Raw genomic sequence first — 23,249 nt, forward strand, 5'->3', positions numbered from 1 at the left:
ACCACCAGGGAGAGCTCGAACACCATGACCGAGACCGAAGACCGCCTGTCCACCCGTGCTCGTCGCGGCGGGAAGGCGCCAGCCCGGGGGAAGGGCCTGAAGGTCAAGCGGGTCTTCACGACCGCGGGCGTGCACCCGTACGACGCGGTCACCTGGGAACGCCGCGACGTGGTCATGACCAACTGGCGGGACGGCTCGATCAACTTCGAGCAGCGGGGTGTCGAGTTCCCGTCCGAGTGGAGCATCAACGCCACCAACATCGTCACCACCAAGTACTTCCGGGGTGCGGTCGGCACCCCCCAGCGGGAGACGAGCCTGCGGCAGCTGATCGACCGGGTCGTGCTGACCTACGGCGAGGCCGGCCGCGAGCACGGCTACTTCGCCACCGAGGGTGACGCGGAGATCTTCGAGCAGGAGCTGACCTGGATGCTCCTGCACCAGTACTTCAGCTTCAACAGCCCCGTCTGGTTCAACGTCGGCACGAGCGCGCCGCAGCAGGTCAGCGCCTGCTTCATCCTCGCCGTCGACGACACGATGGACTCGATCCTCAACTGGTACCGCGAGGAGGGGCTGATCTTCAAGGGCGGCTCCGGCGCCGGTCTCAACCTCTCCCGCATCCGCTCCTCCAAGGAGCTGCTGTCCTCCGGCGGCACCGCCTCCGGCCCGGTCTCCTTCATGCGTGGCGCCGACGCCTCCGCGGGCACGATCAAGTCCGGCGGGGCGACCCGGCGGGCGGCGAAGATGGTCGTCCTGGACATCGACCACCCCGACATCGAGGAGTTCATCGAGACCAAGGCGCGCGAGGAGGACAAGATCCGCGCGCTGCGGGACGCCGGGTTCGACATGGACCTCGGCGGCCGGGACATCACCAGCGTCCAGTACCAGAACGCCAACAACTCGGTCCGGGTCAGCGACGAGTTCATGCGCGCGGTCGACGAGCGCGCCGAGTTCGGCCTGCGGGCCCGGTCCGACGGGTCGGTCCTCGAGACCGTCGACGCCCGTCAGCTCTTCCGCAAGGTCACCAAGGCGGCCTGGGAGTGCGCCGACCCGGGCATCCAGTACGACGACACGATCAACGACTGGCACACCAACCCCGAGACCGGGCGGATCAACGCCTCGAACCCGTGCTCGGAGTACATGAGCCTGGACAACAGCTCGTGCAACCTGGCCTCGCTGAACCTCATGAAGTTCCTCGCCGCGGACGGCACCTTCGACTCGAGGAACTTCGTGAAGGCCGTCGAGCTGGTCATCACCGCGATGGACATCTCGATCTGCTTCGCCGACTTCCCGACCGAGCCGATCGGTGAGACCACTCGCGCCTACCGCCAGCTGGGCATCGGCTACGCCAACCTCGGCGCGCTGCTGATGGCCACCGGCCACGCGTACGACTCGCGTGGCGGTCAGACCCTGGCCGCGGCGATCACCTCGCTGATGACCGGCACCGCCTACCGCCGCTCCGCCGAGCTGGCCGGCATCGTCGGCGCGTACGACGGCTACGCCCGAAACGCCGACGCGCACGCCCGGGTCATGCGCAAGCACGCCGCGGCGAACGACGCGGTGCGCCCGGTCGGCGCCGACGATGCCGACGTCCTCAAGGCCGCCACCGCGCAGTGGCAGGAGTGCCTGGCGATCGGCACCGAGAACGGCTGGCGGAACGCGCAGGCGTCGGTGCTGGCCCCCACCGGGACCATCGGCTTCATGATGGACTGCGACACGACCGGCATCGAGCCGGACTTCTCGCTGGTCAAGTTCAAGAAGCTGGTCGGCGGCGGCTCCATGCAGATCGTCAACCAGACGGTGCCGCGGGCGCTGAAGAGCCTGGGTTACCAGGACGAGCAGATCGAGGCGATCGTCGAGTACATCGCCGAGCACGGACACGTCGTCGACGCCCCGAGCCTGCGTCCGGAGCACTACGAGGTGTTCGACTGCGCGATGGGCGAGCGGGCCATCTCGCCGATGGGCCACGTCCGGATGATGGCGGCCGTTCAGCCCTTCATCTCCGGCGCGATCAGCAAGACGGTCAACATGCCGGAGACGGCGACCGTCGAGGACGTCGAGGACATCTACTTCCAGGGCTGGAAGCTGGGCATCAAGGCGCTGGCCATCTACCGCGACAACTGCAAGGTGGGTCAGCCGCTCTCCGACGCCAAGGCCAAGAAGGCGGAGGTGAAGGTCGAGGAGGTCGCTGCGTCGGCCACCGCGCTGTCGCACCCGGTGCGCAAGCGGCTGCCGAAGAAGCGGACGAGCATGACCACGTCCTTCAGCGTCGCCGGCGCCGAGGGCTACATGACCGCCGGCATGTACGAGGACGGCAGCCTGGGCGAGGTCTTCCTCAAGCTCGGCAAGCAGGGCTCGACGCTGGCCGGGGTCATGGACGCCTTCTCGATCGGCATCTCGATCGCGCTGCAGCACGGTGTGCCGCTGGAGACCTACATCCAGAAGTTCACCAACATGCGGTTCGAGCCGGCCGGCATGACCGACGACCCGGACATCCGGATCGCGCAGTCGGTGATGGACTACATCTTCCGTCGCCTGGCGCTGGACCACCTGCCGGTGGACAAGCGGGCCAACCTCGGCATCTTCAGCGCCGAGGAGCGGGCCGCCCAGGTGGCCGGCTACGGCTCCTCGGCCTCGACCCCCGCGGTCACCGAGGAGGAGGTCGACCTGGAGGCGCTGCGCAGCTCCGCCCCCACCGAGACCCACGTCGAGGAGACGGCCGAGCAGGAGTCGCCGAAGAAGGCCGTCAAGGAGGCCCACTCCTCGGCTGAGCTGCTGGAGCTCGTCACCGGCACCGCGACCGACGCGCCGCTGTGCATGACGTGCGGCACGAAGATGCGCCCCGCCGGCAGCTGCTACGTCTGCGAGGGTTGCGGCTCCACCAGCGGCTGCAGCTGATGTCGAGGCTTTGCCGGGATGTCAGCGGGATTCTCGCCTGATGTCCCGGCAGGCTCGCCGAGATGTCACTGCGGCGTGCGGTGACATCGTGTATCAAGCTCGGCGGACGACGCGATCTTGATGCACCGCTCTTCAGCCGTCCCGGCCGCCTCGTGCGGCCGGGACGGCTCCTTGGGCCCAGCCTGGGAGAGGCGATCGCCGTGGTGAAGGACCGGCCGTGAGCGCGGTGACCGGGAGCCGGCGTCGCACGAGGCCGCTGCGGGTCCTCCTGAGGACGCGGCAGCGTGGGCGCGTTACCGGTCCGCTGTCACGCCCGGGTGTTGATGCGCATGGCCGACTTGGCCGGTCACGCCGGCTGGCGGGATCGTTCGATGACACCATCAGTTCGGCGACCGGTCGGCTCCAGTCGCATTCATCGCGCCCCCCGCAACACCTGTCACGCGTGCGACCTCACCGACGGGCATGCGGCCTCGCGGCGCGAGTGCCGCCGAACTCTCGACCCGGCTCCCAGCTACGTGAGGACGGCCTGCATGCCCGTTCGGACACGCAGCCGCGCTGACAACCGCATCAGCACGCGAGCGTCCTCGTCGAGCGCACCGTCCCGGGGCGTCGCATGCCCGCGCGCGGGCGCGTATCCCACCGCGCTCCCAGCGCGGAGCGGCGCTCGATCAGGCCGCGGACCCCGACCCCGACCCCCAGAGCGGATGCGTCCACACCAGGACCGCGATGAGCGCGAGGGTCGCGCCGAGGAGAGCTGCTCCGGAGGGCGACACGGGCTGCCGCGTCACCGCTCGTCGGAGGAGCGCAACGGCGGAGGCTCCGCCGACGAGCGATGCCCAGAACAGGAACACCCACCCCAGAAGCCACGTCCCGACGAACAGGTACTCGGTGTCCGGATCGAGGGGGCCGATCGCATCGCTGACGGAGAACAAGGCCACCGCGCCCGCGGCGAACGCGAGCGCCACGACCGGCCCCACCGGTGTGCTGCTCGCCCGGGTCGGCGTCGGCGTCGGCGTCACAAGATCACAGTACGCCGGAGCGCAGCCGCGGCACCACGAACTGTGCCCCCGATGCGCATGAGGCCCTGCCGGTCAGCCCAGAGGTCGATCACCAGGGGACCGGCGTCATGCGTCGGGGGACAGCGCCACCCGGTGGGACACCTCCGGGCCGGTCAGGTCCAGCGCCGATGAGGCTCGGCCAGGAGGAGGGGGGTCGACGGTCTGGTCGCCGCCCCTTGCTCCGTGTGGGGATCACACCGGGGTCGAGTTCCGTCGTCCGGAGCCCGGCCCCGGGCAGTCCGCGGTGGTCCGCTCCGGCTTCCGCGGGGCATGTTCCGGCCCGGCCGTCCGTGCCACAGTGGCTCACGTGAGCGCGGACCGGACTCAGCCTGTGCAGCGGCCGGGGCAGCCCTCCGCACAGGCCCGTGGCGGATCGGTCGAGGACGACCTCACCCGCCGGCTGGCCGACCTGGCGCGGGACATGCAACGCCAACTCGACAGTGACGCCGTCATGGACATCATCGTGAGCGCAGCGGTGGGCACGGTCCCCGGCGCCGAAGAAGCCTCGATCAGCCTCGCGCAACGTGGCCGTCGCGTGGAATCGGCAGCGGCCACCAGCGACGTGCCCAGGCGCTTCGACGAGCTGCAGCAGGAGACGCGGCAGGGGCCGTGCATGGACTCCATGTACGAGCACGAGACCGTCCGGGTCGATGACCTGGCCCGCGACCAACGCTGGCCGGAGCTGGCGCGCCGGGCCGGGGAGATCGGCATGGCGAGCATGTTGTGCGTCCAGTTGTTCGTGGAAGGCGACGACCTGGGGGCCATGAACCTGTTGGCCCGGCGGCCGGGCGTCTTCACCGACGAGTCCGAGCGCATCGCGCTGATGTTCGCCAGCCATGCGGCCGTCGCGGTCGCCCAGGCGCGGAAGCTGAACCACCTGGGCACAGCGCTGGCCAGCCGCGACCTCATCGGGCAGGCCAAGGGCGTTCTCATGGAGCGGTACAAGATCACCGCGGATCAGGCGTTCGCCCTGCTGGCGCGGGCCAGTCAGGACACCAACATCAAGCTCCACGAGGTCGCCGGGTTCCTCACGCGTACCGGTGAGCTCACCGCCGAACGCGAACGGGATGGGCACAGCTGACCGGCCCACCCCGCGCCCGCGGGCGGACCCGCCGACGCATCAGCGGCCGTGCAGCGCGCGGCGCACGGACGGCGGGAGGGTCCCCGCGTGCAGGGCGGCCGCGGCGTCGTCGACGGCCAGCGCCGATGTCGGACCGAACGGTGTGCCCTCGGGGGCGCACACGGTGCCCGCCGCGGGTAGCTCGCCGCTCACCAGGTACCGGGTGACGTGAGCGTCCACGCAGAAGTTGCCGGCACCGAGAAAGGCGGCGTGCCCCCACCCGCCGTACGTCAGCAGCCGCGAGTTGGGCAGCAGCTCCGACGCCGCCACAGCGCCCTGGTACGGGGTGGCCGGGTCGAACTCGTTGCCGACGATCAGCACCGGTGAGGCCGTGTCGGCCGTCCACGGACCGAGGTAGCGGTCCTGCCCTGCGGTGGTCGGCCACGAGGCGCAGGCACTGAAGCTCCAGTTCCAGAGCCGGCCGAAGTTGCCGTACGTGTCCTCGGCGCTGTCCGCGGCCGCCTGCCAGGCCTCGAGCGAGCTCGGGTTGACGCTGTCGGAGCACCCGACCCCGGTCGGGCCCTCGATGAAGTTCAGGTACTCCTCCTGCACCGCCGCCTCCAGCCCCAGGCCGGTCCGGATCGCGGCCAGGCGCTGCCCGAGCACCTCCGGCCCGACCTGCTGCTCCAGGTCGGCGACGAACACGGCGAGGTCGGGCCAGGTGAACGGCGCGTACAGGGCACCGAGCGTCACGGCGATCAGGTCCTGGTAGGTGAGCGAGAACGTCTCGCCGGTGACCGGGTCGACCGTGGCCATCGGCTGCGCGCGCAGTCGCTCGGCCAGTGCGGCGAACCGCCCGCTCGCATCCCCGGCGAGGACACAGTCCGGACCGGCTTCGTCGCACAACCGGAAGAACTCCTCGAGGGTGCGCTGGGACCCCTCGGCGCTGGCGATGCGGGTGCCGAACGGAGTGGTCCCGCCGTCCTGGCCGTAGCCGGTGGACCAGGCGATCGGGTCGACGACGGCGTCGATCACGAAGGCGCCGACCCGCGAGGGGAACAGGTTGGCGTAGTTCTGACCGAGCACCGAGCCGTAGGAGAAGCCGAGGTAGTTCAGCTCCTCGTCGCCGAGGACCTCGCGCAGCACGTCCATGTCGCGCGCCGCGTCGGCACTGGACATGTGGTCGAGGATCGCGCCGCCGTTGCGGCTGCAGGCAGCGGACAGCTGGTCGTCGAACAACCGCTGGGCCTCCTCCTCGGCCGGGGTGTCCGGGAACGAGAACGTCGGCAGGATCGCGAAGACCTGGTCCAGGGTCTCGAAGCAGCGCAGTGGCGTGCTCAGGTTGATCCCGCGCGGGTCGAACCCGACGATGTCGAACCTCGCCCGCAGTTCCAGCGGCAGGAAGTCGGCGACGGCACGGGCGAACTGGACGCCGGAGCCCCCCGGGCCCCCCGGGTTGAGCAGCAGCGAGCCGATGCGCTGAGCCGGATCACCGGCGGGCAGCCGGACCACCGAGATGTCGATCTGCGCGCCCTCCGGGTCGCTGTGGTCCAGTGCGACCGGGACCGCGGCGCACTGGAAGCCGTCCCGGCACTCCGTCCAGGACACGTCAGGAACAGCGGCGAGCGCGGCCGACGGCGCGGCGGACGCGGGCGGCGCGAGCAGGGCCCCGCTCAGCGCCGCGGCGGCGACGGCGGCGGACACGACGCGGCCGCGGCCACGCGACAGCACTGGGTGGAGCATCCGGACCCCCGTGGTGGTCGAGCAGCTGGGACCGACGTCGGCCGCGCTGCCCGAAGCTACTCGGAGTGGTCGGCGAAGGCCATGCGCGAATGGGCAGCACCATCGCCGGTCACCTCGCGCGTCCCCGGTGGCGGGTGCCGCCGAGGGAGCCGTGTCAGGGTGGCGTCGTGACGGTGGAGCGGACGGTCGAGCTGCACTTCGAGGAGTCGGCCCGGGCTGCCGGCACCCACACCAACCTCTCGGCCGTCCGCAGCGACGGTGCCGTCCTGTGGGTCGCCGGCGACGAGACCGCGACGATCGAACGACTGATCGCCGACGACCCCGAGCAGCCGCGCCGCTACGCCCATCAGACGAGCGTCCGGCTGGCCGACTTCGTGGACCTGCCCGGGGCCGGGGACGACGAGGAGGAGGCGGACGTCGAGGGCCTGGCCCGGCACGGCTCCTTCCTGTGGGCGGTCGGGTCGCACAGCCTGCGCCGGAAGCGGATCAAGCCCGGGCACAGCGGCGACAAGGCCCTCCGCCGCCTGGCCAGGGTCACCGGTCAGCCCAACCGCCAGGTCCTGGTCCGGCTGCCGGTCGCCGTCGTCGACGGCCTGCCCACCGTCGTGCCCGAGATCGAGCTGGACGGCGTCCGTCACCGGGCCGCGTCGTTCGGCGCGCACGGCAGCGACCTGCGGGAGCTCCTGGCCGACGACGAGCACCTCGGCCCGTTCCTGCCCTTGCCCGGTAAGGACAACGGGCTGGACGTCGAGGGCATCGCCGTCGCCGGTCCGCGGGTGCTCCTGGGCCTGCGCGGTCCGGTTCTGCGTGGCTGGGCGGTGGTCCTGGAGCTGCGACCCGCGGTCGACCCCGGCGCGCCGGAACGCCTGCGGCTGGCGCCCTTCGACGACGGCCGGCCGTACCGCAAGCACCTGCTGGACCTGCAGGGCCTCGGCGTGCGCGACCTCTGCCCGCACCGGGACGACCTGCTCGTGCTCGCCGGGCCGACCATGGACCTCGACGGTCCGGTGCGCGTCGTCCGGTGGCACGACGCCCTGCAGGCCGACCAGCCGCAGGTGGTGCGCGGTGACCTGCTCACCCGCGAGCTCGACGTCCCCTACGGCGAGGGATGCGACCACGCGGAGGGCATCGGGCTGCTCGGCCCCACCGTTCCTCCGCGGCTGATGGTCGTCTACGACAGCCCGTCCGCGGCCCGGCTGACCGCCGATCACGGCGTGCTCGCCGACGTGCTCCGGCTGAACTGAGCGTCCGCCCGGGCGGGCGTGCCCGGGCAGCCCGGCCGTCCTCGGCGCTCGGTCAGCCGTTCGGCGGCACCCGCCCGCTCGGGTCGACAGGGAGGACCAGTCATGAGCGAGCCGACGACGTCACCCGTGGTCAGCACGCGCGCAGGCGGTGTCCGGGGGCGGTGGGAGGGCGGGCTGGCAGTGTTCCGCGGCATCCCGTTCGCCGCGCCGCCGGTGGGCCGGCGGCGGTTCCAGGAGCCGGAGCCGGCCGAGCCGTGGGACGGGGTCCGCGAGGCCGACGTGTACGGTCCCCCGCCGCCGCAGTCGTTCCTGGGGCCACCACCGTCGACGCCTGCCGTCTCCGGTCCCGTGCGCCACGACCCGACCGACTGGCTGACCCTCAACGTGTGGACGCCCGACCCCGGCTCGGCAGGACTGCCGGTGATGGTGTGGACCCCGGGAGGCGGCTACCGGTTCGGCACGTCGTCCGATCCGGCCTACGACGGTGGAGCACTGGCCCGGGACGGCGTGGTCGTGGTGACCGCCAACCACCGGGTGGGCGTGGAGGGCTACGCCGAACTCGGTGGCGCACCGGCCAACCGGGCGCTCCTCGACCAGATCGCCGCCCTGCGCTGGGCGCAGGAGGAGATCGTCGCGTTCGGCGGTGACCCGGCGCGGGTCACCGTCTTCGGCCAGTCCGCCGGCGCCGGCGCGATCGCCGCGCTGATGGTCATGCCCACCGCTGCGGGCCTGTTCGCCCGAGCGGTCGCCCAGAGCGTGCCCGGCACCTTCTTCACCCCCGCACTGGCTGCCGACATCAGCGCCGAGCTCACCGCCCCACTCGGGCTCGAGCCCAGGGCCGCCGCGCTGGCCGACGTGGCGCCGGAGCGGCTGCTGGACGCGCTCGCCCAGCTCGACCGGCGGATGCCCGCGATGGACCGCTGGGGACTCGTGGCCGGTGGCCTGACGCCGTTCTCCCCGGTCGTCGACGGCGAGGTGCTCCCCACCGACCCGTGGTCCGGGCTCAGCGCCGGCGCCGGCCGCGACGTCCGGCTGCTGGTCGGTCACAACCGGGACGAGTGGCGGCTGTTCCTGGCCCTCGGTGGCCTCCTGGGGGCGGTCACCGAGGAGATGGCGGACGCGACGATGGAGCTCCTCGGCCCCGGACCGGACGCCGCGGCCCGCATGCGGGCGGCGTATCCGGCCGCCAACGCGGAAGAACTGTTCGTCCTGGCGCACTCCGACCGGGAGTTCCGCATGCCCAGCCTGCAGCTGGCGGCGGTGCACACCGCCGGCGGCGGGCGCAGCCACCTCTACGAGCTGACGTGGCCCGCGCCCGGGTCCGGTGGCGTCCTGGGGGCCTGCCACTTCCTCGACGTCCCGCTGGTCTTCGGCGTCCTCGACCGGGGCCAGGCGACGCAGCTACTCGGCGCTCCGCCGGCTGCCGAGGCAGGTGAGGTGTCCGCGCTGATGCAGACGGCGTGGACGGCTTTCGCCCGGGACGGTCAGCCCGGCTGGGCCGCCTACGACGAACAGCAGCGGATCACCCGGGTGTTCGACCACGGGAATTCCGACGGTGTCCGGGCCTATCCCGAGGAGGCCTCCCGTCGGCTGTGGGCGGACACGACTCCAGCGGTGCTCGACGTGCGCCGCTGAGCACCGGGACGGGTGCGCCGCGGGCACGCCGAGCCCACCCCGACGGCACCTCGTCACCGGAGGCCGGACGGCCTCGCTCCCGGGTTCCGTGACGGCGGCGACCTGAGCCGCGCACGGCGATGAGCAACGTCACAGCATGATCACGCCGAGACGACTCCTGTCGCGGCGGCCGGACGCCGATGACCGTCGTGGTCATCCAGCAGCGTTCGGAACACAGCTCAGCGACGAGGGTCCCGTTCAGCGGTGGTCACGCTGGTCGGCATGGCCGCCGCGCTGGCGCAGTTGCTGGGCATCCTGCTCGACCGCACCCAGGACCTGTCCGGGATGTCGCCGGCGCGGTGGTACCTCGGCGCGGTGTCCAGCGCGCTGTGGGTGGGCTACGGCTGGCAGCTCGGCCAGCCGACGATGTGGCTGTCGGCCGGCTCCGGCCTGGTCTGCGCCGTCCCCGTCCCGCCGGCAACCGGCTCGTGCTCCGTCCGGCAGCGGTGCCCTCGGCGACCTGATCGGCCGCCGCGGCTCCCGCCTCAGAGGACGGAGGAGCCGTACATCTCGCCGAGCGGGTCGGCGATGAGCTCGATGCGGGCGCCGTCGGGGTCGCGGAAGTAGACCGAGACGCCGCTGTGCACCTCGTGCGGGACCTCCGCGTCGGTGAGCCGCTGGACGAGGGCCTCCCAGCGCTGCGGCTCCACGCTGATGGCCATGTGGTGCAGTCCGCCGAGCACCTCGGCGTAGGGGCCGACGTCCAGGCCGGGGAAGTCGAAGAACGCGAGCAGGTTGCCGTTGCCGATGTCGAAGAAGAAGTGCGACGAGCCGGGGTAGTCGCGGTTCTCGATCAGCTCGGTGAGCGGGAAGCCCAGCACGTCCTGGTAGAAGCGGATGGTGCGTTCGACGTCGCTGCTGATCAGTGCGGTGTGGTGCAGGCCGCGGGCGGTCGAGGCGGGTCGCTGCCCGGCGGGCCTGAGGTGGGTGTCGCGGATGCGGGCGCGCTCGGTCTCCAGCGCGGCCGGGTCGGGGGTCGTCGTGGTCATCGGAGGCGTCCTCTCGGGTCGGCGGCGGGCCGTCCTCGGAACGATGCCCCGGTCGGCCTCGCCGTGGGGCGGATCGGGGAGCGGCACCGCGGCGGTACCCTCGGCCGCCGGGACGACGGCCCGTCGTCCCGCCGCGGTCCGCGGCACCCCCTTCTCCCGCGGAGCCGCAGCCGGTGACGACGCACGACCAGCCCACGCGCGGCCGGCAGCGGTCCTGGGACGTGCTCGCCGCGGTCGCCGCCGGCGGGGTGCTCGGTGCGGAGGCCCGCTACGGCCTGTCACTCGTGCTGCCGCAGTCCACAGGGCAGTGGCCGTGGGCGACCTGGCTGGTCAACGTCAGCGGCTGCTTCCTCATCGGTGTCCTCATGGTGGTCGTCACCGAGCTGACCTCTCCGCACCGCCTGCTCCGGCCCTTCCTCGTCGTCGGCGTCCTGGGCGGCTACACCACCTTCGCCACGGCCATGGTCGACGTGCAGCAGCTGGCGCTGGCCGGGCGGGCGGGTGCGGCGCTGGGCTACCTGCTCGGGACCCTGGCCGCGGCCGTCCTCGCCACGTACGCCGGGGCCACCCTCGCCCGCGCCCTGGGCCGGCGCGGGCGCGTCGCCGACCCGGAGCCGCGGTGACCGTCCTCTGGGTGGCGCTGGGCGCGGCGATCGGCGCCCCGGCCCGCTACCTCACCGACCGGGCGGTGCAGCGCCGGCACGGCGGCGTCTTCCCGTGGGCCACGCTGACGGTGAACGTGGCCGGGTCGTTCCTCCTCGGTCTGCTGACCGCGCTCAGCGCCCGGCTCCCTCCCGCGGCGGCGGCCGCGGTCGTCATCGGCTTCTGCGGCGCCCTCACCACCTACAGCACGTTCAGCCACGAGGTGCTCCGGCTGCTCGAGGACGGCGCGCGGCGCCACGCCCTCGCCGACGTCGTCGCGAGCCTGCTCGGCGGGCTGGGCGCCGTCGCGCTCGGCTGGGCCCTGGGCACCTGGCTCGCCTGACGTCAGGGCGGCCCTCGCGCCATCGGCCGCCCCCTCGACCGCGGCCGATGGCACGAGGTGTCCGTCCGACGCCACGGGGGCGTCCGTCGCACCGCCGCCCGGGGTCACGGGGCCGCGGTGCGGGGTGACGGTCAGCCGGGCGCCACGCCCCGGCCGAGGTCCCTCCGCGTGGGGACCAGCTCGACGCCGCACTCCGCCAGTGCGCGGACGAGGTGCCGGTACGACTCGGCGGCAGGGTCGGCCGACGCTCTCGCCAGGTGCTCCGGCACGTCGCCGAGCTCCTGGCCGGGGGTCTGCGTCACGAGCAGCCAGGCGCCCGAGGCGCCCGTCCGGAACGACCGGAGCGTGCCCCGGGGCAGGTACACCGCGGCTCCCGCGGTGAGGCCGGCCAGCGGTTCCTGACCGGCCACCTCGACCGTCACGGTCCCGCTGACGACGACGAGCGCCTCGTCCGCCGCGTGGTGGACGTACGCCGGGCGCCCGGCCGTGGCCGAGGCGAAGACGTGGAAGGAGGAGAACGCCCCGGCCGTCAGGCTCGCCGGGACCACCGCGGAGACGCTGTCGCCCCACGGCGTGCGGATCGCCGTCCGCACGGAGGCGGCGGCCACGTGGACGGGACGTCGGATCGTCGGTGCCACCGTCGGCTCCCCCCGTTCGGCGTCGGACGACGTCCACCCTGCTCGCCGGGCGGCGGACGGGGAACGGGCAGCACCCACACGATGCCCACACACCGCGAACGAGCAGGTCCACGCCCGGACGGGTGCCCGCCGCCTAGCATCGGGGCGTGCCGGGACCCGACGAGCCCTTCGGGGAGCGCCTGCGGACCCTCCGCGAGGCGGCGCACCTGACCCAGTCCGAGCTTGCCGAGCGGGCGGGCCTGAGCACCAACGGGGTGAGCGCCCTCGAGCGCGGGGTGCGGCGCCGTCCCCATCCGCACACGGTGCGCACGCTCGCCGCCGCGCTGGGGGCCTCCGACGCCGACCGGGACTGGCTGTTCGCCGGGGTCCCACCCGACCGGGACGCCGCGGATCCACCGGCCCGCCTCCAGGCCCTCCCGGCGCCGACGACGTCGCTGGTCGGGCGCGATGCCGACGTGACCGACGTGGTCCGGCTGCTGTCCGCGCCGCTGCCCCGGCTGCTCACGCTGACCGGCCCCGGCGGCGTCGGCAAGACGCGGCTGGCGGTCGAGGCCGCGCGGCTCGCCGCCGCCGGCTTCCGGGATGGCGTCGCGTTCGTCCCGCTGGCGCCGGTCGCCGATCCGGACGCCGTGCCCGCCGCCGTGGCCCGCGAGCTCGGGCTGCGGGAGCTCGGTGCGGGCTCCGGCGACGCGGTGGCGGCCCTGGTCGAGCGGCTGCGACCGCTGGAGATGCTGCTCGTCCTCGACAACTTCGAGCACCTCGCCGCCGCCGCTCCCGCCGTCGCCGACGTGCTCGCCGGCTGCCCCGGCCTCACCGTGCTGGTGACCAGCCGCGCGCCGCTGCGGGTCCGCGGCGAGCAGGAGCACGTGGTGCGGCCGCTGGCGCTGCCCGGCACGACGCAGGACCCCGACCCCGCGGCGGTGGCCGGGTCGGCGGCCGGCGAGCTGTTCGTCGCCCGGGCCCGGTCGGTGCTGCCGTCCTTCGAGGTCACCGAGGCCACCGCGGCCGACGTCGCGGCGATCTGCTGGCGGCTGTCCGGGCTGCCGCTGGCGCTGGAGCTGGCCGCCGCGCACGTGAGGCTGCTGTCCCCGGCGGACCTGCTGGGCCGGCTGGACCAGGCGCTGGCCACCGGGTGGACGCTGGACCTGCCGGTGCGGCAGCGCGGGCTGCGGACCACCCTCGACTGGTCCCGCGACCTGCTGGACCCGGCCGCGCGCACGCTGTTCCCGCGGCTGACCGTCTTCGCCGGCGGCTTCGACCTCGCCGGCGTGGAGGCGGTGGCGGCGCCCGTGCTCCCGCCGGCGGAGGTGCTGCCCGCGCTGGGCAACCTGGTCGAGCACTCCCTCGTCGTCGCCGTCCACCTGGACGACGGCGGGGTCCGCTACGACCTGCTCGAGCCGATCCGCCAGTACGCCGACTCGCTGCTGGCGGAGGAGGACCGGCGGCAGGTCGCCGCCGCCCACGCCCAGCGGTACCTGAGGCTGGTCGAGGAGGCGGGTCCGGCGCTGCAGACCGGCGCCCAGGTCGAGTGGCTGCGCCGGCTGGAACGCGAGGACGGCAACGTCCGGCACGCGATCGCCGGGTCGCTGCGCGCCGGGGACGCGGCGACCGCGGCCCGGATGGTCTGGTGGATGTGGCTGGCCTGGTGGCTGCGCGGCGGGGACCGGCAGGGCCGGGAGTGGGCCGAGGCGGCGCGGCGGGCGGACCTCGACGACGCCGTGCGCACCGGCGCGGCGCTGGCCGCGGCCTGCCTGGCCTACGTCCAGAGCGACTTCGAGGTGGCGTCCGCCCGGTGGGCCGAGGCACTCGCCTGCGCCCGGCGCACGGGGAACGTCGGCATGCAGGCCAACGCGGTGGCCGGGCTCGGGCTCGGGCCGCTGGCGACCGGCGACCTCGCGACGGCGGAGGAGCGGTTCCGCGCGGCGCAGGAGCTCGCCGAGCAGGCGGGGGAGGACTGGTTGGGCTCGCTGACGCTGGTGTGGCGGGGCACGGTGCGGCTGGTCAGCGGGGACGCCGGCACCGCCACCGGACTGTTCGAGCGCGGCCTCGCGTCGGCCCGCCGGCGCGGCGACCGGCTGGTCACCTACGTCGCCCTCTACAACCTCGCCCAGGCCGCCACCGCTGAGGCGCGGTTCGGCCGGGCCGGGGAGATGCTCCGCGAGGGGGTCGCCCTCTCCCGGGAGACCGGCGACCGGGCGAACACCGCGTACTTCCTGGACGCGCTCGCCGTCGTCGAGGGCCAGGCCGGCCGGTGGGAGCGCGCGGCGGTGCTCATGGGCGCCGCGGAGGCGATGCTCAGCAGCTCCTTCGGCAGCGGCTACAACTACTACCTCCCCGACCCCGCGCTCAAGGGGCGGACCCTCGCCGAGGGCCGGGCGGCGCTGGGGCCTCAGTTCGACGAGGCCCTCGCCCAGGGGCGGGCGCTCCCCGCCGGCGTCGCGGTGGACCGAGCGCTGGCGGTGTGATGTGACGGCCGAGCACCTCGACGTCCTCATCGTGGGTGCGGGGATCTCCGGCATCGGCGTGGCCTACCAGCTGCAGCGCGACCACCCGCAGCGGTCCGTCGCGCTGCTGGAGGCCCGCGGCGACCTCGGCGGCACCTGGGACCTCTTCCGCTACCCCGGCGTCCGGTCCGACTCGGACCTGCACACCCTCGGGTACGCGTTCGCGCCCTGGCGCGACGACCAGTCGATCGCCGACGCCGGCCGGGTCCTGGCCTACCTGCGGGCGACCGCCGCCGAGCACGGCGTCGACCGCCGGGTGCGGTTCCACCACCGGGTGGTGGGCGCGTCCTGGTCCTCGGCGGAGGCCCGCTGGACCGTCGACGTCCGGCGCACCGACACCGGCGAGCGGACGACGCTGACCTGTGACTGGTTGTTCAGCGCCGCCGGCTACTACCGCTACGACGAGGGCTACACCCCGCGGTTCGCCGGCCGCGAGCGGTACCGGGGGCAGGTCGTCCACCCGCAGCACTGGCCCGCGGACCTCGACCCCGCGGGCCGGCGGGTGCTGGTGATCGGCAGCGGCGCCACCGCGGTCACGCTGGTCCCCGCGCTGGCGGCCACCGCCGCGCACGTGACCATGCTGCAGCGGACGCCGACGTACGTGCTGCCGGTGCGCCGGGAGGACCCGGTCGCCCGCCGGCTGCGGTTGCTGCTCGGCGAGGAGCGCGCGTACCCGCTGATCCGGCGCAAGAACATCGCCACGCAGCGGGCGGTCTGGGCGTTCTGCCGGCGGTACCCGCGGGCCGCCCGCCGGCTGATCCACCGGGTCACGGCCGGCCAGCTGCCCCCGGGTTACCCGGTCGACGTGCACTTCCACCCGCCGTACGACCCGTGGAGCCAGCGGCTGTGCATCGCCCCCGACGGGGACCTGTTCCGGGCCATCCGGAGCGGCAGCGCCACGGTGGTGACCGACCGGGTCGCCACCTTCACCGAGCGCGGCGTGCTGCTGGAGTCCGGGCGGGAGCTCGCGGCGGACCTGGTCGTGACCGCCACCGGCCTGGCCCTGCAGGCGTTCGGCGGCATCGCGCTGACCGTCGACGGCGTCCCGGTGCACCTGCCGGACACGCTCACCTACAAGGGCCTGATGCTCTCCGGCGTCCCCAACTTCGCCTACGCGATCGGCTACACGCGCGCGTCCTGGACGCTCAAGGTCGGCCTGGTCGCCGAGCACCTCAGCCGGCTGCTGGCCCACCTGGACGCGCACGGGTACGACGCCTGCCGGCCGGAGGTGAGCGGCCCGCCGGTGCCGACCTCCCCGCTGCTGGACCTCACCGCGGGCTACGTCCGGCGCGCCGCCGGCGAGCTGCCCCGCCAGGGGGACCGGTTGCCGTGGCGGACGGCGACGGACCCCCGGGCCGACGCGGCGCTGCTGCGCCGCGTCCCCGACGCCGAGCTGACCTTCACCCGCCGGCTCAGTGCCCGGCGACCCCGACCGGCTGCCGCTCCTCGGCCCGGTGGTGCGCGCGGTGCTCGATGAGCCCGGCGCCCTCGACGTCGAGGGTGGGCAGCCAGCCCAGCCAGCGGGGGAGCCACCAGGCCCGGCCGCCGAGCAGTGCCAGCGCCGCCGGCACGAGCACCATCCGGACGGCGAAGGCGTCGAAGAGGATGCCCGCGGCGAGCGCGAACGCGATCGACTTGATCGTGGCGTCCCCGGCGGGCACGAACCCGGCGAACACCGAGAACATGATCAGCGCGGCCGCGACGACGACCGGCGCCGCCTGCCGGAACCCGGTGCGGATCGAGTCCAGCGGCCCCTCGCCGTGGCTGTGCGCCTCGTGCATGCGCGACACCAGGAAGATCTGGTAGTCCATCGCGAGCCCGAACAGGATGCCGATCACCAGGATCGGCGTGAGGCTGATCAGCGGCCCAGTGCCGTCGAGGTTCACCACGTCGGCCAGCCAGCCCCACTGGAAGACGGCCACCGTGGCGCCGAGCGAGGCACCGATGGTCAGCAGGAAGCCCAGCACGCCGACCAGCGGCACCAGCAGCGAGCGGAAGACGAGGACCAGCAGCACCAGCGCCAGGCCGACCACCAGGATCAGGTACACCGGCATCGCCTCGTCGAGGCTCTGGGCGACGTCCACGCTCACCGCCGTCGCGCCGGTGACGGCGGCGTCCACGCCGGCGGTGCCGGCGAGCAGCTCCCGCAGGTCGGACACCAGCTGCTCGGTGGCCGGGTCGGTGGGGCCGGACGCGGGGATGACGGTGAGCAGCGCGGCGGTGCCGTCGGCGTTCGGGGTCGGCGGGGTCACGAGGGCCACGTCGTCGAGGCCCAGGACCGCGCCGCTGACCTGCGCGGCGCTCTCCGCGGCGCCGGTCCCCTCGAACAGCACGACGATCGGCCCGTTGAACCCGGCGCCGAACCCGTCGGCGAGCAGCTGGTCCGCCCGGGCCTGGGTGGAGTCCTCGGGCTGGGTCTGCACGAGGGTGGTCTGCATCGAGAAGAACGGGACGGCGACCGTCCCGAGCGCGACCACCGCCAGCAGCAGCGACACGATGCGCCGGCGGGTGACCGTGGCGGCCCAGCCGACCAGGAAGCTGCGCCGGCTGGCGGCGTGCACCCCGTGCCGGGCCCCGTGCGCCCCGGTGGAGCGGTCCCGGCGCGGCAGCGCCCGGTGCCCGAGGTACCCGAGCACGGCCGGCACCAGGGTGAGCGCGATGAGGACGGAGAAGACGATGGTCGCGGCCGCGGCGACGCCCATCTGGGTCAGGAACGGGATGCCGACGACGGCGAGCCCGGCCAGCGCGATGACCACGGTGAGGCCGGCGGTGACCACCGCCGAGCCGGCGGTGCCCGCGGCCAGCGCCACCGCGGTCTCGACGGCGGCGCCGCGCCGCAGCTCCTGCCGGTACCGCGTGACGATGAAGAGGGTGTAGTCGATGCCGACCGCCAGACCGAGCATCGCCGCCAAGGTCGGGGTGGTCGAGGACAGCTCGGTGAAGCCGGTCGCGATGGTGATGCCCAGCACGCCGATGCCCACCCCGACGAGGGCGCTCACCAGGTTCATCCCGGCCGCGGCCAGCGAGCCGTAGGTGACGGCGAGGACCACCAGCGCAATCACGACACCGAGCGCCTCGGCCGGGCCACCGACGTGCGGCGGCACCTGGGTGGCCTCACCGGTGACCTCGACGGTGAGCCCGCTGCTGCGGGCCTCGTCCGCGGCGGCGAACAGGGCGTCCTGCTGATCGGGGGGGACCTCACCGGGCAGCGCCGTGTAGGTCACCGTGCTGTAGGCGGTGTCCTGGTCGGCGTTGACGGTCGGGGCCGCGGGGTCCAGCGGGTCGGTGGCCGACACCACCCCGGGCAGCTCGGCCAGGCCGGCGATCACGGTCGCGACGGTCGTGGCGTTCTCGGGGGTGGTGAGCGTCGCGCCGTCCGGCGCCTGCAGCACGACCTGGGCGGTGGCGCCGCCGCCGGTGCCGAACTCCTGGCCGATCCGCTCGAGCGCGGTGGTGGACTCCTGCCCGGGGATCGAGAAGGACGACGACGTCTCGCCGGCCAGCGTGGCCGCGCCGGCCCCGCCGGCGACGAGGACGACCAGCCAGACGAGGACGACGGCCAGTCGGCGCCGGTGGGAGAAGGCCCCGAGTCGGGACAACAGGACAGCCATGCGGATCAGGCCTCCACCTGGTGGGGACGGGGAGAAGAGGGGCCCGGGCCGCGGTGGCCGAGCGCGTCGAAGCAGGTGGCGACGACGTGTGGCCGCCACGCGGTGGTCTGGTCGGAGTGGTGCGCGGCCAAGGTCAGGACCGCGAGCGCGGCGAGCGCCCCGACGACCCGGACGGTGCGCTCCGAGGCGGCTGCTTCCGGGTCGACGCCGAACGCCTGCAGCGCCGCGGCGCTCGCGGCGTCCAGCTCGGGGGCGCCGGCGTCGGCACCGCCCCGCAGGACCGGGGTCAGCAGCAGGGCGACCAGCCCGGGGTGGGCCACGGCGACGTCGACCAGCACCTCGATCGCGCGCCGGTCCCGGGCCGGGCCGGGCGGCAGGTCGCCCACCTGGTCGAGCACCCGCTGCCCGAGGGCGGCCGCCTGCGCGCGGACCGCGTCGTGCAGCGCGTCCTTGCTCGGGAAGTGGTGCAGGAGGCCGGCCTTGGACAGGCCGACGGCGTCGGCGACGTCCTGCACCGACGTCTTCGCGAAGCCGCGCTGGGCGAACAGGGAGGCGGCCTGATCGAGGATGCCCTCGTCGATCTGCTGCCGGAACGGTCGCGCCACAGCGGGGACGGTACGTCAGCACCGACCGATCCGGTCGGTGGACCGACCGATGTGGTAGATGGTGTTGATCACAGGAGTCCCGGTGGGCCCCCGGTCGCAGCCTGGCCGCGACAGGTCAGGATGCTCATGACCCGCACCCGGCACGGAGGAGAGCTCGATGACCGGACCCCGGCCCGGCGAGGACGCGACGGCCGCGCACACCGAGGGGACCCTGGGGTCCGGGCAGTACTGGCAGGCGTGGGCGGTGCCGTCCCCGGTGGGGGTCGTGGTGCTGGTGCACGGGCTGCACGAGCACGGTGGCCGGTACGGGCACGTGGCCGGGCGGCTGGCCCGCGCCGGGTACGCCACCTACGTCGTCGACCATCCCGGTCACGGCCGGTCGCCCGGTGTGCGGGGCAACATCTCGACCATGGCCGGCACGGTGGACGGCGTCGACCGGTTGGTCCGCCTCGCCGGGGAGCGGCACCCCGGCGTGCCGCTGTTCGTCTACGGGCACAGCATGGGCGGGCTGATCGCCCTCACGTACCTCACCGGCAGTCCCGAGCCGCGGGTCCGGGGCGCGGTCATCTCCGCGCCGGCCCTGGACACCAGCGCGGCGGCCGGGCTGCGGGGGAAGCTGCTGCCGCTGGTGTCCCGGCTGCTGCCGGACCTCGGCGTCCTCACCCTGGACGCCGAGACGATCAGCCGGGACCCGGCGGTCGTGCGCGCCTACCGCACCGATCCGCTGACCCACACCGGCCAGGTGCGGGCCCGCACCGGGGCGGAGATGACGCGGGCCGCCGCCGCGCTGCCCGACCGCCTGCGCGCGCTGCGGATGCCGCTGTTCGTGCTGCACGGCGGCGCCGACCGGCTGGTGCCCACGGCCGCCAGCGAGGTCGTCCCCGCGCGCGCCACCTCCGCCGAGGTGACCCGGCGGGTGTACGACGGGCTGTTCCACGAGTCGCACAACGAGCCCGAGCAGGAGCGCGTGCTCGACGACGTCGTGGCGTGGCTGGACGCGCACCGCGGATGAGCCTGCAGATGCGCGCGGTCTCGGCGTACCTGCGGCTGACGAGCAAGCCGCGGATGGCCACCGCCGAGCGGACGCGACGGCTCATGGCCGAGCCGAAGAGACCGGCGGAGCCGCCGCGGCGGCTGCGGGACCGGCACGTGGTCAGCAGCCGGGAGGTCGGTGGCTTCGCGTGCCACACGGTGAGCCCCCGCGGCGGAGCCGCCCGGGCCGCTGTGTACGTGCACGGCGGGGCATACATCAGCGACATGGCCCCGCAGCACTGGGCACTGGTCTCCCGGCTCGCCGACGCTGGGGTCCGGGTCGAGGTGCCCAGCTACGGGCTCGCCCCGCAGCACACGCATCGGGAGGCCCACCCGCTGCTGGCCGCGGTCTACCGGGAGCTGCTCGCCGACGTCGACCCCTCGACGGTCGTCCTCGCCGGGGACTCCGCAGGTGCCGGCCTCGTGCTCGGCTTCGCTCAGACGCTCGGTCAGGCCGGCCTGCCCGCGCCGCGGCGGCTGGTCCTCATCTCCCCGTGGCTGGACCTGACGCTGAGCAACCCGGACGTCCGAGCGGTGCAGGCGCGGGACCCGTGGCTCAGCCCGGACGGCTTGATCGAGGCCGGCCGGGCGTGGGCCGGCGGCGATGACCCGAGGGATCCCCGGCTGAGCCCGGTCAACGGCCCGCTGGCCGGCCTGCCGCCCACCGACGTCCTCATCGGCACCCGGGACCTGTTCCACCCCGACGTCCTGCGACTGCAGCAGCGGGCCATCGCCGAGGCCGCGCCGGTCCGGGTCACTGTCTGCCCGGGCGCGGTGCACGTCTATCCGCTGACCCCTACGCCGGAGGGGCGCGCCGCGGCCGCGGCGATCGTGGACACGGTCGCCCGCGGGCAGGGTTGAGCCGGCCGACGAGGGCGCGACCACGGCCGAGGTGAACCGCAGCGTGGTGGACGCGGCCTCGGGCAGCGACGCCATCGCGGGAACATCTCCGCCGTCGCCTCCGCCGCGGCGACCGCGACCAAGAGCGTCCCCGAGACGGCCGGCGGGCCACCCCTCGGGGGGGACCTGGGAGCCCGGGTCGTCAGGACCGGGGCCCCGCCTGCCGACCACCCTGGTGTGACGTTCCCAGGAGCAGGGCCGCAGACGGCGGAGCGCGCGGCCGGCAGCGGCGGCGCCGACGAGCCGCGCGAGACCTCCGGCGCCACCACGACCCTGCTCCTGAACTACGTGCGCGACCACGCCGGTGAGGCCGCCGTCGCCGAGATCGTCCGGCGGTCGGGCGTCGGCACCACGGTCGAGGTCCTCGACGACCCGTCGCACTGGTGCAGCTACGACACCCGGGTGCGGCTGTTCGCCGCCGCCGTGGAGGTCCTCGGCGACCCCCAGGCGATGTTCAAGGTCGGCGCCGAGGCACTGCGGCACGGGCTGGGCGACGCCATCGTGCTGCTCCTCCGGGCCCTGGGCTCGCCCCGGACGGTGTACCGCCAGCTCCCGCGCGCGGTCGCGAAGTTCACCACGACCTCGGTGATGGAGGTCGAGGAGCTGGGCCCCACCCACGCCACCATCGTGTACCGACTGCGCCCGGGGTACTCCCACTCGAGACTGGACTGCGACTACGCCCGCGGGCTCATCGGCGTCGTCCCCGCCGTCTTCGGCCTGCCACCGGCCCGCGTCGTGCACGACGAGTGCGAGTCGGACGGGCACTCCGCCTGCGCCTACCACCTCACCTGGGACCGACCGTCCCGGCTGCCCTGGCGGCGCCGGCGGCGGGCCAGCACCGACCTGGAACTCGCCGCGCTGCGGGGACAGCTGCAGGAGCTGCAGCAGGCCGCCACCGACCTGGCGACCAGCGAGGACGCCGGCACCGCCGTCCGCCGGTTGGTCGAGCGAGCCGCGAGGGCCGTCCTGGCGCCGGCCTACCTCCTCGCTGTGCACGCCCCTGACGGGGGCGCGCCACTCGTCCAGAGCGCCGGCCTCGCCCTGGAGCGGGTGCCGGCGCTGGCCGCGGCGCTCCTGGCGGGCGAGGACATCGGTGAGCACTCCGTGGTGGTACCGGTCGCCTCAGCCCGGCGCGTGCACGGTCGCCTTGCCGCGCTGTACGAGCCCGGTGCGCGCGGGATGGTCGACGAGCGCTCGATGCTCGCCGCCTATGCCGGGCACGCGGCCGCTGCGTTGGACCTGTTGATCGCCCTGGACGGGAGCCGCCGGGAGGCGTCCCGAGCCCGCGCGTTGCTCGACCTGGCTCATCAGCTCGCGGGCGCCACAGACGCCACTGCGGTGTGCGACGTCGTCGCGGACGCGCTGACCCGGGTCATCGGCAGCAGCAGCGCCTCGGTGATGCTGTGGGACCCGGCCGAGGGTGTTCTGCAGGCCCGCGCCTCGGCGGGACTCGACCCGGACCGGGCGGCCGTGTTCGCTGCGGCCCGCTTGCAGGCCGACGAGGTCCCCGAGGTGCTCAGCCTCGCCGGCGACCGGGCTCCACTCGTGCTCAATCCGGAGACGACGAGCCCCGCGCTGCGTCGGCTGCTGGACGTGCTGGACATCGACGACGTGGCGGTCGTGCCGCTGGTCGTGGGGGACGCCTTCGTGGGCGTGGCCACCGCGGCGTGGGACAGCGGGCTGGTCCTCTCTGAGGACGGCGAGGTGGTCGCCCGGCTCCGCGGCGTCGCCGACCAGGCCGCCACCGCGCTGCAGAAGGCCGGCCTGCTCGATGCTGTGCGGCACCAGGCGCTGCACGACCCGCTCACCGGGCTCCCCAACCGGGCGCTGTTCGGCGAGCGACTCAAGGCGGCCCTGGCGTCGGCGGACGAGACGGCTCACGTGGCCGTGCTGTTCTGCGACCTGGACCGGTTCAAGGAGGTCAACGACACGCTCGGGCACGCCGCCGGTGACGAGCTGCTGCGCCGGGTGGCCGATCGGCTGCGCGGCGTGGTCCGCCCCGAGGACACCGTCGGCCGGCTCAGCGGCGACGAGTTCGCCATCGTGCTGCCCGGGTTGACCGGGACCGAGGTCGCCGCCGAGCTCGCGGCCCGGGTCGCCGGCATCTTCGAGCTGCCCTTCCGGCTGGAGGGCCGGGACGTGCGGGTCGACTGCAGTGTGGGCGTCGGCCTGCGGACCGGCGACCGGGGGACCGCCGAGCAGCTGCTGCGGTCCGCGGACGACGACATGTACCGGGTGAAGCGGACCCGCCGGTCGACCCGTTCCGAGGAGGTCGTGGCCGCGGGCACGGCCTGACGCCCGACACCCGGCC

General features: G+C 74.3%; 18 protein-coding genes. 12 read left to right on the top strand and 6 right to left on the bottom strand.

Going from position 1 to position 23,249, the window contains the following annotated elements; all coding sequences use genetic code 11:
* The first annotated feature begins 24 nt into the window (after positions 1-24).
* A complete protein-coding gene (locus HK417_RS15385; RefSeq protein WP_222267972.1) occupies positions 25-2,895 on the top strand; it encodes a vitamin B12-dependent ribonucleotide reductase in 2,871 nt (956 codons plus the stop codon).
* A gap of 668 nt (positions 2,896-3,563) precedes the next feature.
* Here the strand turns inward: HK417_RS15385 and HK417_RS15390 are convergent.
* Positions 3,564-3,914 (bottom strand): hypothetical protein, encoded by a 351-nt coding sequence (locus HK417_RS15390; protein WP_222267974.1) that lies wholly within the window; start codon positions 3,912-3,914, stop codon positions 3,564-3,566.
* 346 nt (positions 3,915-4,260) lie between these two features.
* Here HK417_RS15390 and HK417_RS15395 point away from each other — a divergent pair, with 346 nt between their 5' ends.
* The gene (locus tag HK417_RS15395) at positions 4,261-5,034 is read left to right on the top strand and encodes a GAF and ANTAR domain-containing protein (protein ID WP_308123614.1); all 774 of its coding nucleotides are present in this window, start codon (positions 4,261-4,263) and stop codon (positions 5,032-5,034) included.
* 39 nt (positions 5,035-5,073) lie between these two features.
* On the opposite strand, the gene HK417_RS15400 is transcribed toward HK417_RS15395, so the two are convergent.
* Positions 5,074-6,756, bottom strand: a complete 1,683-nt coding sequence (locus HK417_RS15400) for an alpha/beta hydrolase (RefSeq protein ID WP_222267976.1) — start codon at positions 6,754-6,756, stop codon at positions 5,074-5,076.
* A 167-nt stretch (positions 6,757-6,923) separates the two neighbouring features.
* Between HK417_RS15400 and HK417_RS15405 the strand changes: the two genes are divergently transcribed.
* The 3 genes from HK417_RS15405 (at position 6,924) to HK417_RS15415 (ending at position 10,241) form a co-directional block, all read left to right on the top strand.
* On the top strand, positions 6,924-8,000 hold the full coding sequence (locus HK417_RS15405) for a DUF3616 domain-containing protein (protein WP_222267978.1): 1,077 nt from the start codon (positions 6,924-6,926) through the stop codon (positions 7,998-8,000).
* 102 nt (positions 8,001-8,102) lie between these two features.
* Positions 8,103-9,635, top strand: a complete 1,533-nt coding sequence (locus tag HK417_RS15410; RefSeq protein ID WP_222267981.1) for a carboxylesterase/lipase family protein — start codon at positions 8,103-8,105, stop codon at positions 9,633-9,635.
* 243 nt (positions 9,636-9,878) lie between these two features.
* Positions 9,879-10,241, top strand: a complete 363-nt coding sequence (locus tag HK417_RS15415; RefSeq protein WP_222267983.1) for a hypothetical protein — start codon at positions 9,879-9,881, stop codon at positions 10,239-10,241.
* Here the strand turns inward: HK417_RS15415 and HK417_RS15420 are convergent.
* Positions 10,160-10,663: a VOC family protein gene (locus HK417_RS15420; protein ID WP_222267985.1), complete on the bottom strand. Its 504-nt coding sequence runs from the start codon at positions 10,661-10,663 to the stop codon at positions 10,160-10,162. The genes HK417_RS15415 and HK417_RS15420 overlap by 82 nt on opposite strands.
* Before the next feature lie 173 nt (positions 10,664-10,836).
* Between HK417_RS15420 and HK417_RS15425 the strand changes: the two genes are divergently transcribed.
* Both HK417_RS15425 and crcB read left to right on the top strand, forming a co-directional pair.
* Complete coding sequence (locus HK417_RS15425) at positions 10,837-11,286, top strand: fluoride efflux transporter FluC (RefSeq protein ID WP_222267987.1); 450 nt, start codon at positions 10,837-10,839, stop codon at positions 11,284-11,286.
* On the top strand, positions 11,283-11,648 hold the full coding sequence (crcB, locus tag HK417_RS15430) for a fluoride efflux transporter CrcB (protein WP_222267989.1): 366 nt from the start codon (positions 11,283-11,285) through the stop codon (positions 11,646-11,648). Before HK417_RS15425 ends, crcB begins: the two co-directional genes overlap by 4 nt.
* Before the next feature lie 131 nt (positions 11,649-11,779).
* Here crcB and HK417_RS15435 read toward each other — a convergent pair whose 3' ends face one another.
* The gene (locus HK417_RS15435) at positions 11,780-12,286 is read right to left on the bottom strand and encodes a hypothetical protein (RefSeq protein WP_222267991.1); all 507 of its coding nucleotides are present in this window, start codon (positions 12,284-12,286) and stop codon (positions 11,780-11,782) included.
* Between the two features lie 146 nt (positions 12,287-12,432).
* Here HK417_RS15435 and HK417_RS15440 point away from each other — a divergent pair, with 146 nt between their 5' ends.
* Both HK417_RS15440 and HK417_RS15445 read left to right on the top strand, forming a co-directional pair.
* Positions 12,433-14,751 (top strand): ATP-binding protein, encoded by a 2,319-nt coding sequence (locus HK417_RS15440; protein WP_222267993.1) that lies wholly within the window; start codon positions 12,433-12,435, stop codon positions 14,749-14,751.
* Position 14,752: 1 nt separating this feature from the next.
* Positions 14,753-16,267, top strand: a complete 1,515-nt coding sequence (locus HK417_RS15445) for a flavin-containing monooxygenase (RefSeq protein ID WP_222267995.1) — start codon at positions 14,753-14,755, stop codon at positions 16,265-16,267.
* Here the strand turns inward: HK417_RS15445 and HK417_RS15450 are convergent.
* Positions 16,203-18,401 carry an MMPL family transporter gene (locus HK417_RS15450; RefSeq protein ID WP_222267997.1) on the bottom strand — a complete coding sequence of 733 codons (2,199 nt, stop codon included), beginning with the start codon at positions 18,399-18,401 and terminating at the stop codon, positions 16,203-16,205. The two genes, HK417_RS15445 and HK417_RS15450, sit on opposite strands and share 65 nt — an antisense overlap.
* 5 nt (positions 18,402-18,406) lie before the next feature.
* Positions 18,407-19,006, bottom strand: a complete 600-nt coding sequence (locus tag HK417_RS15455; RefSeq protein WP_222268000.1) for a TetR/AcrR family transcriptional regulator — start codon at positions 19,004-19,006, stop codon at positions 18,407-18,409.
* 157 nt (positions 19,007-19,163) lie between these two features.
* On the opposite strand from HK417_RS15455, the gene HK417_RS15460 reads away from it, so the two are divergent.
* The 3 genes from HK417_RS15460 to HK417_RS15470 all read left to right on the top strand — a co-directional run bounded on the left by HK417_RS15460 (position 19,164) and on the right by HK417_RS15470 (position 23,233).
* A complete protein-coding gene (locus HK417_RS15460; RefSeq protein ID WP_222268002.1) occupies positions 19,164-20,018 on the top strand; it encodes an alpha/beta hydrolase in 855 nt (284 codons plus the stop codon).
* Positions 19,994-20,899 (top strand): alpha/beta hydrolase, encoded by a 906-nt coding sequence (locus HK417_RS15465; RefSeq protein ID WP_308123616.1) that lies wholly within the window; start codon positions 19,994-19,996, stop codon positions 20,897-20,899. Before HK417_RS15460 ends, HK417_RS15465 begins: the two co-directional genes overlap by 25 nt.
* A 216-nt stretch (positions 20,900-21,115) precedes the next feature.
* Positions 21,116-23,233, top strand: a complete 2,118-nt coding sequence (locus HK417_RS15470; protein WP_222268004.1) for a diguanylate cyclase domain-containing protein — start codon at positions 21,116-21,118, stop codon at positions 23,231-23,233.
* The last annotated feature ends 16 nt before the right edge of the window (positions 23,234-23,249 follow it).

The organism is Modestobacter marinus (assembly GCF_019799945.1).
Lineage (GTDB): Bacteria > Actinomycetota > Actinomycetes > Mycobacteriales > Geodermatophilaceae > Modestobacter > Modestobacter marinus_B.

Bases quoted from the DNA above. Each gene is read 5' to 3' on its own strand.
- HK417_RS15385 (WP_222267972.1), top strand. From the start codon at position 25: ATGACCGAGACCGAAGACCGCCTGTCCACCCGTGCTCGTCGCGGCGGG.
- HK417_RS15400 (WP_222267976.1), bottom strand. From the start codon at position 6,756: ATGCTCCACCCAGTGCTGTCGCGTGGCCGCGGCCGCGTCGTGTCCGCC.
- HK417_RS15410 (WP_222267981.1), top strand. From the start codon at position 8,103: ATGAGCGAGCCGACGACGTCACCCGTGGTCAGCACGCGCGCAGGCGGT.
- HK417_RS15420 (WP_222267985.1), bottom strand. From the start codon at position 10,663: ATGACCACGACGACCCCCGACCCGGCCGCGCTGGAGACCGAGCGCGCC.
- HK417_RS15450 (WP_222267997.1), bottom strand. From the start codon at position 18,401: ATGGCTGTCCTGTTGTCCCGACTCGGGGCCTTCTCCCACCGGCGCCGA.
- HK417_RS15460 (WP_222268002.1), top strand. From the start codon at position 19,164: ATGACCGGACCCCGGCCCGGCGAGGACGCGACGGCCGCGCACACCGAG.